The following is a 12,063-nucleotide window of genomic DNA, read 5'->3' as shown; positions in this document are numbered from 1 at the left end:
CCAGCAGGGGTGGATTGGCTCTCAGCTCGGTCAACTCAGAGAAATACGTATTGCAGCGGCAGTGGCCAGCGGCGCCAGCACCAGCGCGACCAGCAGGCCGGCGCCCAGCATCAGCAGCGCACCGACCGGATCCTGTCCGCGTCCGGCTGCCGCCAGGCTGCCTGCGCCGAACACCAGCACCGGCACGTACAGCGGCAACGACAGCAGCGCCACGAGAATACCAGAGCGTCGGATGCCTACGGTCAGCGCGGCGACCACGCCACCGATCAGGCTCAGCAACGGCGTGCCCAGCAGCAACGATGCCAGCAACATCGGCAGCTGGTCATGCGGCAGATGCAGCATTTCGGCCAGCAGCGGGCTGACCACGATCAGCGGCAGCGCAGTGGTGGCCCAATGCAGCAGCACGCGCACCAGCACCAACCAGGCCAGCGGCACCGGCGCCAGCAGCCATTGTTCCAGCGAGCCATCCTCGGCGTCGGAGCGGAACAGCGAATCCAGCGACAGCTGTCCGGCCAGCAGCACGGCCAGCCACAGCACTGCACCGGCGGTGGCGGCCAACAGCTGTGGTTCGCGGCCCTGGGCCAGGGCGAACAGCACCACCACCAGCACCGCGAACAGCAGCGGTTGCAGCGCATCGCCGCGGCGGCGCCAGAGCAGGCGCAGGTCGCGCCTGAGCAGGGCGCCTGCGGTCTGCCACAGGCCCGGTTCGGTGCCCGGCGCGATCACGCGGCACCGCCGAGGTCGAGCTGGCGGGTGCGCACCGGCGGTGCGGCATAGGCACCGTGGGTGGTGACCAGCGCAGCGCCACCGGCGCGCAGGTGCGCCGAAATCATCCGGTTGACCAGGGTGATGCCCTCCAGGTCGAGGTTGGCATAGGGTTCGTCCAGCAGCCACAACGGTGCCGGCGACAGCCAGATGCGCGCCAGTGCCAGCCGCCGCTTCTGTCCGGCCGACAGATGCCGTACCAGGGTGTCCTCATAACCGGCCAGGCCGACGATGGCCAGCGCGTTGCCGGGCATCTGCCGCGCACGCCGTCCGTGCAGGCCGCACAGGAAATGCAGGTTTTCCAGCGTGCCGAGGTCCGGTTTCAGCGCTGGCAGGTGGCTGAGGTAGGCGACATAGCGCGCGCGCTCGGCATTGCTGGCCGGCTTGCCGTCGATCCGCACCTGGCCGGCACCGGGCCGGGCCAGGCCGGCCAGCACGCGCAGCAGGGTGGTCTTGCCGGCGCCATTGCCGCCCTGCACCAGCAGGGCTTCGCCGGCGTCCACATGGAAGTCCAGCGGGCCGAACACCGGCTCGTCATTGCGGGAGAAGCTCAGGCCGCTGGCAGCCAGCAATGCAGGGGTGTTCAAGGGGCAAAGGTCTTCATGCCGGAGTGCGGCGGCAATTGTAGCGGTGAATGCCGATGGCTGTGCCGGCCGCTGGCCAGCAATTTCGCTATCTGCCAGCCGAGGTTGCCGGCCGGCGGCCGGCACTACCGACGCGCGGATTGCGTAAACTCGCAGGTCTGTTCCCCCACAGCCCAGGCCGATGCAACCCACCACCAAGCTGCCCAAGGTCGGTACCACGATCTTCACTGTGATGTCCCAGCTCGCCGCCGAACACGGCGCGGTCAACCTGGGCCAGGGTTTCCCGGACTTTTCGGCGCCGCAGCGCCTGATCGACGAGACCGCCAGGGCGATGGCCGCCGGGCTGAACCAGTACCCGCCGATGACCGGCGTGGCGCCGCTGCGCCAGGCCATCGCACAGAAGGTGCTGGACTGCTACGGCGCGCAGGTCGATGCGGACAGCGAGATCACCGTCACCAGCGGTGGCACCGAGGCCATCTTCAACGCCATCCACGCCGTGGTGCGTGCCGGCGAGGAAGTGATCGTGCTGGACCCGGCGTATGACTGCTACGAACCGGCGATCGACCTGGCCGGTGCCAGGGCCGTACATGTGTCGCTCGATCCGCAGACGTTCGCGGTCGATTGGGACCGCGTGCGCGCAGCGATCACCCCGCGCACCCGCATGCTGATCGTCAACACCCCGCACAATCCGTCCGGCGCGATGCTGTCGGCGCAGGACATGCAGGCGCTGGCCGAACTGCTGCGCGGCACGCAGATCTACCTGATCTCCGATGAGGTGTACGAACACATCATCTACGACGGCCGTCGCCATGAATCGGCGCTGCGCTACCCGGAACTGCGCGAGCGCGCGTTCGTCATCTCCAGCTTCGGCAAGACCTACCACTGCACCGGCTGGAAGATCGGCTATGCGATCGCCCCGCCGGCGCTGACCGCCGAGTTCCGCAAGGTGCACCAGTACAACACCTTCACCAGCTTCGGCCCGGCGCAGCATGGCTTCGCCGCGATGATCCGCGACGAACCCGAACACCACCTGGAACTGGGCGCGTTCTACCAGGCCAAGCGCGACCGCTTCCGTGAGCAGCTGGCCGGTACCCGCCTGAAGGCGCTGCCGGTGCCGGGCGGCTACTTCCAGCTGGTCGACTATTCGGCGATCAGCGACCTGCCGGACCATGAGTTCGTGAAGTGGCTGACCATCGAGAAGGGCGTCACCGCCATTCCGCTGTCGCCGTTCTATGAGACTCCGCCGGCCGGCCAGCGCCTGGTGCGCCTGTGCTTTGCCAAGAACGAAGCGACCATGGACGCGGCGATCGAACGCCTGCGCCTGCTGTGATGTCAGTGGGGCCGGGTTCGGATCGGAAGAGATTCTTCGAGCTGCTTGAGTCGGAGTTCTTTCCGCGTCTGCTGCAGGAGGGATTCGTTCGCAAAGGGCTGACCTTCCGCAGGATTCGCACTCCGCTGATTCATGTAGTCGAATGTCAGGCCGGTTCCAGCGGGCAGTGGTGCTATTTGGAGATGGGGGCGCATCTGGATTTCTTGCCTCAGCACGGTGGCGGTGAGTATTCGCCAGCGACGATTGACGAATCCGGCTGTGTTTTCAGAGAGCGGCTTGCCGGGGACGGTGCAAGTACAGGCGGTGGCTGGGTCTATGGGGCTTCTGAGCAGGAGAGCACCACCTCAGTGAAAGCGCTTTGTTCCGCATGGGAGAGCGCCGGTAGCCACTTTTTCGCGGCTCACCAGGCTTTCCCGGACGACTATCAGGTCATGTTGGACGGGGCAAATCTTGAGCGAGCTCGGGCCATTGAGCTGCTCACCCTCGCGCGTGTGGCGGCCAATCTGCGGCGTAAGGAGCAGGCGTTGGCGCTGGCTCACTTGGGGTTGGAGCGGGCAGCTCCGGCTGCAAGCTCGCTCAGGGCGCAGTTGCGCCGGTTCATCGAAAGCGAAGGGTGATGTCGAATTCCATGATCGCGTCATTGCCACCTACTGCTTCTTCAACATCAGTGAATCCATGACAATGAATGACCTGCGCATTTCCCTCGTCCAGGGCGACACCCGCTGGCATGACCCGGCCGGCAACCGCGCCTACTACGGTGCGTTGCTGGCACCACTGGCGGGCAGCACCGACCTGGTGATCCTGCCGGAGACCTTCACCAGTGGCTTCTCCAACGACGCCATCGCCCAGGCCGAAGGCATGGACGGGCCGACCGTGGCCTGGGTGCGCGAACAGGCCAAGGTCTTGAACGCGGCAGTGATCGGCAGCGTGCAGCTGCGCGAGGGCAACGGCGTCTACAACCGCCTGCTGTTCGCAACGCCAGAGGGCGGCCTGCAGTACTACGACAAGCGGCACCTGTTCCGTTACGGCGGTGAGCACGAGCGCTATGCCGCCGGCCGTGAGCGCCTGAGCGTGGAATGGAAGGGCTGGCGGATCAATCCGCAGGTCTGCTACGACCTGCGCTTCCCGGTGTTCTGCCGCAACCGCTACAACGTCGAACGCCCGCAGCAGCTGGATTTCGACCTGCAGATCTTCGTCGCCAACTGGCCGTCGGCGCGCGCCTATGCATGGAAGACCCTGCTGCGTGCGCGTGCGATCGAGAACCTGTGCTTCGTGGCGGCGGTGAACCGCGTCGGCGTGGACGGCAACCAGCTGCACTACGCCGGCGACAGCGCGGTGATCGACTTCCTCGGCCAGCCGCAGGTGGAGATCCGCGAACGCGAACAGGTGGTGACCACCACCATCTCGGCCGAGGCGCTGGCCGCACACCGCGCGCGTTTCCCGGCGATGCTCGATGCCGATGCCTTCCACCTGGACGAACAGGCCTGAGCGACGGCCTGAACACTGCTGCACCAGCGCGTGCGCCTGCATCCAACGTGCACGCGCGCGCTGCTAGATTCGCCGGCAGTCCGACCGAACTGGAAGTCCTGCCATGAACAAGCCCTTCGCCCTGCTGCTTGCCCTGTCTGCCGCATCGCTGGCCCCGGCCGCGCACGCCGCTGGCAACCTCGACTGCGAGCTGCGCTACAACCTCTCTGGCTGGTCGCTGATCTACAAGACTGCATCCGGCAATGGCACGGTCACCTGCAGCAATGGCGCCAGCATGCCGGTGCGCATCCAGATGAAGGGCGGCGGCCTGACCGTGGGCAAGTCGAAGATCACCAACGGACGTGGCAGCTTCACCGGCGCAGTCAGCGTCAACGAGCTGCTGGGTACTTACGCCTCGGTGGGCGCGCATGCCGGTGCGGTGAAGTCCAGCAACGCGCAGGTGATGACCAAGGGCGACATCTCGCTGGCCCTGTCCGGTACCGGCAAGGGCTGGGATCTGGGCGTGGACGGCACCGCGTTCACCCTCAGCCGGCGCTGAGGCGCGACGGCGCGGCAGTTCCCCAGCTGATGCGGATGTAGTGCTGTTCGGAATCGCTCAACAACCGTTCGACACCGAAACCATTCTTCAGCAGCTGTGCGACCACATCTTCGACGAGCTGCTCGCTGGCCATCACCTGGCTGAAGCCGAACACGATGTAGCGGCGGCCATTTTCCGAGCCGATCTGGATGGCGTTGTCGAGATCGCGGTAGAACAGTTCGATCGGGCGCTTGGCGGCATCGACGTTGGCGCGGGCCTGTTCGGCGGTGATGGTGATCATGGGCATCTGCCTTGTGTGGGAGCGCGACGATAGCCAGCAACCGGATGTGAATTCCGGGCGTGGTGCACAACACCTCGTGTTTGCAGCAATTCCTAACCCGGGGTGTGAACATTGGGACAGGCACGAAATGTGCTGCGCGATGGTGGGCATCCTGCATCGACGTGAAGTCATCAGGAAGGGATGGGTGGCAGCCCCAGCGCAGGCGTGCAATGTCCCCGCCCACAAGGGATCCCGCCGTGATCCGGGGGCTGTGTGCGCGCAGCGATTAACGTTTCCTTGATCCCGCAGTAACCCTGCAGTGAATAACAGGGACATCCCAGCGATTCTGCTGGGATCATAGGAGACGCTGAATGGAGCTCAGAACGTCCGTGCTGCTCGTGGCCCTCATCGCCGCGCCCGCCATCGCCCACGCCGAAGTCTGCCTGTCCGACAGCGGAATCGTCGTGTCCTGTCCAAGGCTGTTGCCGCATCCCGTGACGTCCCGGTTCGAGATTGGGACCTTGCCGCGTGTGGCGGGCTCGCCCTCGGAAATCTACATCACAGGGGGCGGCCAGGTGGATGGAACGAGTAATTTCTCGGTGTATGCCAATGGCCAGTTCCTGTGCCGTACCAATGACAATCTCGACGGTGGCAACACCACGCCGATCCGACATTGCACCGCGACCATCGCAACGCCTGGAACCTACGTGATCTCGGCGTCGCGCAACAATGCCGGCAACTTCCTGGCGCCGATGGACGAAGTGATCAACGTCCAGTAGTCGGTTGCCCGCTGATCCTGGCCCCGGGGCAGGGACCCGGGGTCCCCATGGCCGCAGGAGCGGTTTCTTCACCGAGGCGCTGCACGTCCCGGGCTTTCGCCGTCAATTGACCGACCCCGCTTCAGCCAGAGCGCCAGCAGGCCACACGCGATAACGGTCGGTGCCAGCATCTGCACTGCACCGACCAGCGCCATCGCCGCACCGATCAACAGGTAGTAGAGCAGGCCGAACAGCGCGCCTGCGCTGCCGAGACAGTGTGGATAGCCGCGCAGGGCCTGGCCGAGCACATTGGGAATGGCAAGGCCGAAGCCCGTCACCACCGGCACCATCGCCGCGATCAGGGCAGGGTGATCATGCAGCAGCGCGGCCAGCAGGCCTCCCGTCAGGACCAGTCCCGCGGCGATGCGGATGCGCGTGGTTGCGGCAACGCCTGCACGCAGCAGGCGGCCATTGCCCCACGCGCCCAGTGCCGAGCCCAGTGCCAGCACCGCGCCGCTGGCGCCGAACCAGGTGGCTGGCCAGTGCAGGCGCGCAAACACGAAGGGGCCGAGCACATACCAGCTGTACATCGCCACGTTGAAGGCCATCACCAGCAACGCGTGTGACCAGATCCAGATCGCGCAGCAGTTCCCGCAGCAGCGGCAGCATGGGCGCGTGCGGGATCTGTGCAGGGCGGCTTTCGCGCAGGCCCGTCAGGCATGCGACTGCCAGCAGGGCAGCGATCAGCAGCAGGCCGGACTGTACGCCGACATAGCCATGGGCGGCGACCAGCAGCGTGCCCAGTGCAAGGCCGATGGCCGGACTCAGGGCCAGGGCCATGCCGATCCAGGAGAACGCCTGCGCCAACGCGGGTCCCTGCAGGTGGTCGCGTAGTACGGTCTGGGTTACCACCGAGGCTGCCGCCGCACCCAGTGCGGCCAGTGCCTGCGCCAGCAGGACCTGGCCGAAGGTGCTGGCCAGCAGGCCGCCGCAGGCGGCCAGTGCGAACACGGCCAGGCCGCATAGCAGGGCAGGGCGACGACCGATACGATCGGCCAGGCGCCCCCACAGCAGCACGCCTGCAGCGAAGCCGAACAGGTACAGGCTCATGGCCTGGCTGGCGGCACTCGGTGGCAGGGCGAAGCGTTCGGCCAGATCGGCCAGGGCCGGGCTGTACAGGGTCTGTGCCAACTGCGGGAACATCAGCAGTGCAATGGTGAGCAACAACAGGCGGCGCGACATGCGGGCGCTCCAGGAACAGGGCCGCGCATTGTGGTCGCGTCCGCAATGGCGCACTCTGTCTATCCTGTCATCGAATGTATGAAATCAGACATGGCCTGGTTGCAGCCGCACGCGCACTTCGACGCCGATGCCTGGAGTGCTCCGGTGCTGGGGATTGCAGCCTCACTGGCGGATCACGACTCGGGTTGGCACCAGCATGCACGCGCGCAGCTGCTGTACACCCGGCAGGGCTGCACGCGCCTGACCTACGGTGATCGCATCAGCCTGCTGCCGCCCGCGCGTGCCGCGTGGATTCCGGGCGGGCTGCTCCATCGCGCGCAGATGCGCCAGGCGGTCGACTACCGTTCGTTGTACTTCGACGCCGCGCTGTCGGCCCAGCTGCCCCGGCAGCCTGCGATCATCGGCGTGGGGCCGCTGCTGCAGGCCTTGCTGGAGCCGATCGCGCAGGCGCCGTTCGACCATGACTGGCAGTCGCCGCGCGCGCACCACCAACTGGCGTTGTGCGTGCTGGAAATCGCTGCTGCACCGGTGGCGCCGATGGACCTGCCTCTGCCTCGTGATCCGCGGATCGCACGGTGCCTCCCGGTGGCCGAACAGCTGCCGCCCGAACTGGGGGAGCTGGCCGCGCGCACGGGCCTGAGCGCGCGTACCGTCGGCCGGTTGATGCAGCGTGATACCGGCATGAGCTACCAGGCCTGGCGCCAGCAATGGCGCCTGATGCGGGCCATGGAGTTGCTGCTGCTTGGCCAACGCGTGGCGCACGTGGCGCAGGACACCGGCTTCTCCGCCGAGAGCCCGTTCATCGCCTTCTTCCGCGGCATGACCGGCACCACACCCGCCGCGTTCCAGCGCCACGCAAAAGGGGACGGAGGGGATTAAGTCGCTCTCGCCCCTTTGACACAGGCCGTGGCAAAAACGACTTAATCCCCTCCGTCCCCTTTTCAACGAAAAACCCCGGCCTGCGCCGGGGTTTTTCATTTCAGGCGTGCCGGTGATCAGCCGCCGCGCGGGCCGCTGCGGCGCGGGCCGCCCGGACCGCGGTTGCCGCCGGGGCCACCTGGGCCACGGTTGCCACCCGGACCGCCGGGGCCGCGATTGCCGCCCGGACCACGGTTGCCACCACCCGGCCCACGACCGCCCGGACGGGCGCCCTGCGCCGGCTTGGGGCTGCCATACGGGTTGAAGCCCGGCGTGGCGTGGTCGGACGGGAAGCTCGGGGCATTGCCCGGATGGCCATACGGGTGCTTGTTGCCCTGGCCCTGCGAGCGGTTGCCGGCACCGGCCGGACGACCCTGGCCGCCTGCGCCGCCACGGCCTTCACCGCCGAAACCGCCACGGCCCTGTCCGCCACCGGCGCCCGGACCCTTCGGCTTGCCGTACGGACGGCCCTGGCCGCCTGCGCCCGGACCACGGGTACCCGGGCCGCGCGCGCCCGGACCGGCATTGCGATGGCCGCTCGGGCCCGTGCTCACGCCATCCGGCACGTACCAGGTGCGGAACGCGGCCGGGTTGCCTTCCGGCAGCGAACGGTCGTTCTTCTGGGTGCGCTGCTTGAACGGCCTCTGCGACTGCTTGGCTGCTGCTTCACCGCTGACCGTCAGGCCACCCTTGAAACCGCCGCCCTTGCCGCCGCGGCCACGGCCGCGGTCTTCGCGGACGTTGTCGAAACGGCGCAGCTCGCGACCTTCGTCAGCGGTGTTGTGGCCATTGACGTAGGCATTGCCGCGGCCACCTTCGCGCACGCGCACGGTGGTCTTGGCGGCGCGGCGCTGGCCGATCACCGGCTGCAGGGTCAGAGCCGACGGTGCGCCTTCTTCCAGCTTCAGCTGCGCACGCAGCGCTTCCACCTGGGCGGTACCCAGTTCCACCGAATGGCCACGGGCCAGTTCGCGCGGCAGGCTAACCTTGCCGTAGCGGGTGCGCTTCAGGCGGCTGACCTGGCAACCCTGCGATTCCCACAGGCGGCGCACTTCGCGGTTGCGGCCTTCCTTCACCACGACGCGGAACCAGTCGTGCGAATCGGTGCCGCCGATGCGTTCGATCTCATCGAACTTGGCCGGACCGTCCTCCAGCGCGACGCCACGGCTGAGGCGGTCGACGATGGCGTCGGAGACCTTTTCCTCGCCTTCCGGCGCACGCACGCGCACCACGTACTCGCGCTCGACCTCGAACGACGGGTGCATCATGGCGTTGGCCAGTTCACCGTCGGTGGTGGCCAGCAGCAGGCCGGTGGTGTTGATGTCCAGGCGGCCGATGGCGATCCAGCGCGCGCCCTTCAGCGGCGGCAGCGATTCGAACACGGTCGGGCGGCCTTCGGGGTCTTCGCGGGTGGTCACTTCGCCTTCCGGCTTGTTGTAGACCAGCACGCGCGACGGTTCGGCCAGGGCGGTGGCGACGAAGCCGCGGCCATCCAGCTCGATCTTGTCGCCGCTCTTGACCGACATGCCGGTCTGCGCGACTTCACCGTTGACCTTGACCAGGCCTTCGGCGATGCGCTGTTCCAGCGCGCGGCGCGAACCCAGGCCGGCCTGGGCCAGCACCTTGTGCAGGCGCTCTTCCAGCTTGAACTGTTCGGAGGTGGCTTCGCGCTTGAGCGAGAGCTTGTTACGGGGGGTGTCACTCATCAGTTTTGCTCCGGCCGACGGTTTCGGGGTCGGCCTCTGGTTCGGAATCGGCTTGGTCAACAGCCACGGTCGTCATCGCGACGGCGTTGTCTTCGCGTTCGTTCAGGGGCACCGCGCGCTCGCCCGGCGCGGAATCGGGGTGCCCATCATCAAGGGGCGAAGGTGCTTGCTCATCGGAAGCCGACGCAGACGCTGCGTCGGCGGAATCGGGGGTGTCGCTGCCGGCCAGACCGGCGTCATCGTTGGCAGCAGCGCCATCGGCGCCAGCTGAAATGTCAGGACCCTCGGCACTGGCGGCGGCCGGTGCGTCGCGGTCCAGGGCCAGCTGGGGTTCCAGCTCGCCCAGGTCCTTCAGTTCCGACAGCGGCGGCAACTCGTCCAGGCGCTTCAGGCCGAAGTAGTCCAGGAAGCCCTTGGTGGTGCCGAACAGGGCAGGCTTGCCGGGCACGTCGCGGTGGCCGACCACGCGGATCCACTCGCGTTCCTCCAGCGCCTGGATGATGTTGCTGCTGACCGCCACGCCGCGCACCTGCTCGATCTCGCCACGAGTGATCGGCTGCCGGTAGGCGATCAGCGCCAGGGTTTCCAGGGTGGCACGGGTATAGCGGGTCTTGCGTTCGGTCCACAGCCGGCTGATCCAGCCATGCACTTCGCCGGTCACCTGGTAGCGGAAGCCGGAGGCGACCTCGACCAGTTCCACGCCACGGCCTTCGCAGGCTTCGCGCAGGCGCTCAAGCGCACGTTCGATGCTGCCCGGCGGTGCCGGCTCCTCTTCCGGGAACAGGTCTTTCAGCTGGGCCAGGGTGAGCGGCTGGCTGGAGGCCAGCAGGGCACCCTCGACAATGCGGTTGATCAGCGTTTGGTCCATCGGCAGTCAGCGCTCACTCGTTCTCGTTGGCGGCGTCGTTGTCGTCGAACTCGCTGCTGAACTGCAGCGGGGCATTGGTGTTGCCGGCGGCCAGGGACTTCACGTAGATCGGCGCCAGCGGCTCTTCCTGGACGATGTCCAGCAGCTGTTCCTTGGCCAGTTCCAGCACCGCCAGGAACGTGACCAGCACGCCCAGCTTGCCTTCTTCTGCGGTGAACAGCCCTTCAAAACGGTAGAACTTGCCATCTTCAAGCCGGCCCAGCACTTCGCCCATGCGTTGCCGCACGCTCAGCGCCTCGCGCTTGATGGCGTGGCCACTGAACAGCTCGGCGCGCTTGAGCACGTCGTGCAGGGCCAGCAGCATTTCCTTCAGGTCCACCGGCGGCGGCAGCTTCACCGCAGCACGTTCGGGCATGAAGGCGTGTGCCACCGTGGTGTCGCGGTCCTGGCGGGGCAGGGCGTCGATGTCCTCGGCGGCCTGCTTGAAGCGTTCGTACTCCTGCAGGCGGCGCACCAGTTCGGCGCGCGGGTCGGCCTCATCGCCTTCCTCGCTGACCGGGCGCGGCAGTAGCATGCGCGACTTCACCTCGGCCAGGATCGCGGCCATGACCAGGTACTCGGCGGCCAGCTCGAAGCGCAGCTCGCGCATCACGGTGATGTATTCCACGTACTGCCGGGTGATCTCGGCCACGGGAATGTCCAGTACGTCCAGGTTCTGGCGGCGGATCAGGTACAACAGCAGGTCCAGCGGGCCTTCGAAGGCATCCAGGATGACTTCCAGCGCGTCCGGCGGGATGTACAGGTCCTGCGGAATCTGCAGGACCGGTTGCCCATGCACCACGGCCAGCGGCATTTCCTGCTGCTGGGGGGCGGGCGGCCGGGTTGGCGGGTTCGCGTCGAGCGCGAGTTCGGAAGTCATCTAATGGACATCAGGATTGCATCGGACCAGTCGCGGCAGCGGGTTCACCGGGCCAACGCCACGGCGCCCCACGGCACCAGACACGCCGGGATCGGCGCGATTCCACACATATCAAACAGCAGGACGCGCCGCAGGAAACGGCGGCGACGGAACTACAGGGAGGTCGTCTACGTGGCCCGGCCAGGTGGTCCGGTTCGAAGCAGCGGGACCGTCGTCGGGGGCTGCATTGGCCGCAGAAACCGACGGGCTGCTGCATCCAGCCACGTGCAATGGTGTCTAGGGTAAGCCTTTGTCGCGCCAGTGTCCAGCCGGGCTGGGGCGAGGGCGGCATTGGCTAGAATCTGCGCACCCGACAACGCAAGCGAGGAAATGCCGTGTGGTATGTGATTGAAGGCTATGACGGCCAGGACGTGCTGGCACAGCGACTGCAGGCACGTCCGGAACACCTGGCGCGCCTGCACGCGCTGCGCGACGAAGGCCGCCTGCTGCTGGCCGGACCGTGCCCGGCAGTAGACAGCGAGGACCCGGGCCCGGCCGGCTTCAGTGGTTCGGTGGTGATCGCGCAGTTCGAGTCGCTCGTGCAGGCCCAGGCCTGGGCTGATGCCGACCCTTACGTAGCCGCGGGCGTCTACACCCATGTACAGGTGCGTCCGTTCCGCAAGGTCCTGCCGTGAACGCGGAGCGGATC

The 12,063-nt window shown here is 67.1% G+C and carries 13 protein-coding genes and 1 pseudogene; 7 read left to right on the top strand and 7 right to left on the bottom strand.

Annotation, left to right across the window (positions count from 1 at the left end):
• Positions 1-30: 30 nt before the first annotated feature.
• Both ccmB and ccmA read right to left on the bottom strand, forming a co-directional pair.
• Positions 31-726, bottom strand: a complete 696-nt coding sequence (ccmB, locus tag AC5P8Y_RS01070) for a heme exporter protein CcmB (RefSeq protein WP_014647762.1) — start codon at positions 724-726, stop codon at positions 31-33.
• Positions 723-1,292: a heme ABC exporter ATP-binding protein CcmA gene (ccmA, locus tag AC5P8Y_RS01065; RefSeq protein WP_414616775.1), complete on the bottom strand. Its 570-nt coding sequence runs from the start codon at positions 1,290-1,292 to the stop codon at positions 723-725. Before ccmA ends, ccmB begins: the two co-directional genes overlap by 4 nt.
• A gap of 238 nt (positions 1,293-1,530) precedes the next feature.
• On the opposite strand from ccmA, the gene AC5P8Y_RS01060 reads away from it, so the two are divergent.
• The 4 genes from AC5P8Y_RS01060 (at position 1,531) to AC5P8Y_RS01045 (ending at position 4,705) form a co-directional block, all read left to right on the top strand.
• Complete coding sequence (locus tag AC5P8Y_RS01060; protein WP_032960092.1) at positions 1,531-2,679, top strand: pyridoxal phosphate-dependent aminotransferase; 1,149 nt, start codon at positions 1,531-1,533, stop codon at positions 2,677-2,679.
• On the top strand, positions 2,679-3,296 hold the full coding sequence (locus AC5P8Y_RS01055) for a DUF4304 domain-containing protein (protein ID WP_111187908.1): 618 nt from the start codon (positions 2,679-2,681) through the stop codon (positions 3,294-3,296). The genes AC5P8Y_RS01060 and AC5P8Y_RS01055 overlap by 1 nt, the downstream gene beginning before the upstream one ends.
• 64 nt (positions 3,297-3,360) lie before the next feature.
• Positions 3,361-4,167 (top strand): amidohydrolase, encoded by an 807-nt coding sequence (locus AC5P8Y_RS01050; RefSeq protein ID WP_111187907.1) that lies wholly within the window; start codon positions 3,361-3,363, stop codon positions 4,165-4,167.
• Positions 4,168-4,270: 103 nt separating this feature from the next.
• A complete protein-coding gene (locus AC5P8Y_RS01045; RefSeq protein WP_005410336.1) occupies positions 4,271-4,705 on the top strand; it encodes a hypothetical protein in 435 nt (144 codons plus the stop codon).
• Here the strand turns inward: AC5P8Y_RS01045 and AC5P8Y_RS01040 are convergent.
• Complete coding sequence (locus AC5P8Y_RS01040) at positions 4,692-4,985, bottom strand: hypothetical protein (protein ID WP_005413984.1); 294 nt, start codon at positions 4,983-4,985, stop codon at positions 4,692-4,694. The two genes, AC5P8Y_RS01045 and AC5P8Y_RS01040, sit on opposite strands and share 14 nt — an antisense overlap.
• A 350-nt stretch (positions 4,986-5,335) precedes the next feature.
• Between AC5P8Y_RS01040 and AC5P8Y_RS01035 the strand changes: the two genes are divergently transcribed.
• The gene (locus tag AC5P8Y_RS01035; protein ID WP_033832942.1) at positions 5,336-5,743 is read left to right on the top strand and encodes a hypothetical protein; all 408 of its coding nucleotides are present in this window, start codon (positions 5,336-5,338) and stop codon (positions 5,741-5,743) included.
• A gap of 68 nt (positions 5,744-5,811) precedes the next feature.
• On the opposite strand, the pseudogene AC5P8Y_RS01030 reads toward AC5P8Y_RS01035, so the two are convergent.
• Positions 5,812-6,964: pseudogene (locus AC5P8Y_RS01030) on the bottom strand (MFS transporter).
• A gap of 90 nt (positions 6,965-7,054) precedes the next feature.
• Here AC5P8Y_RS01030 and AC5P8Y_RS01025 point away from each other — a divergent pair.
• A complete protein-coding gene (locus AC5P8Y_RS01025) occupies positions 7,055-7,843 on the top strand; it encodes an AraC family transcriptional regulator (RefSeq protein WP_049402655.1) in 789 nt (262 codons plus the stop codon).
• Positions 7,844-7,959: 116 nt separating this feature from the next.
• Here the strand turns inward: AC5P8Y_RS01025 and AC5P8Y_RS01020 are convergent, their stop codons facing one another.
• Genes AC5P8Y_RS01020 through AC5P8Y_RS01010 form a run of 3 tightly spaced genes read right to left on the bottom strand, consistent with a single transcriptional unit; the run spans position 7,960 to position 11,375 of the window.
• Positions 7,960-9,588 carry a pseudouridine synthase gene (locus AC5P8Y_RS01020; RefSeq protein ID WP_049402656.1) on the bottom strand — a complete coding sequence of 543 codons (1,629 nt, stop codon included), beginning with the start codon at positions 9,586-9,588 and terminating at the stop codon, positions 7,960-7,962.
• Positions 9,581-10,456 carry an SMC-Scp complex subunit ScpB gene (gene scpB, locus AC5P8Y_RS01015; protein ID WP_005410331.1) on the bottom strand — a complete coding sequence of 292 codons (876 nt, stop codon included), beginning with the start codon at positions 10,454-10,456 and terminating at the stop codon, positions 9,581-9,583. Before scpB ends, AC5P8Y_RS01020 begins: the two co-directional genes overlap by 8 nt.
• 13 nt (positions 10,457-10,469) lie before the next feature.
• Entirely contained in the window at positions 10,470-11,375 is a 906-nt protein-coding gene (locus tag AC5P8Y_RS01010; protein WP_005410330.1) for a segregation and condensation protein A, read from the bottom strand.
• Between the two features lie 374 nt (positions 11,376-11,749).
• Between AC5P8Y_RS01010 and AC5P8Y_RS01005 the strand changes: the two genes are divergently transcribed.
• Positions 11,750-12,049 carry a YciI family protein gene (locus AC5P8Y_RS01005; protein WP_005410329.1) on the top strand — a complete coding sequence of 100 codons (300 nt, stop codon included), beginning with the start codon at positions 11,750-11,752 and terminating at the stop codon, positions 12,047-12,049.
• The last annotated feature ends 14 nt before the right edge of the window (positions 12,050-12,063 follow it).

This window comes from Stenotrophomonas sp. YJH_SMC_12-1 (genome assembly GCF_059370935.1).
This window is presented reverse-complemented; position numbering and strand designations above follow the sequence as displayed.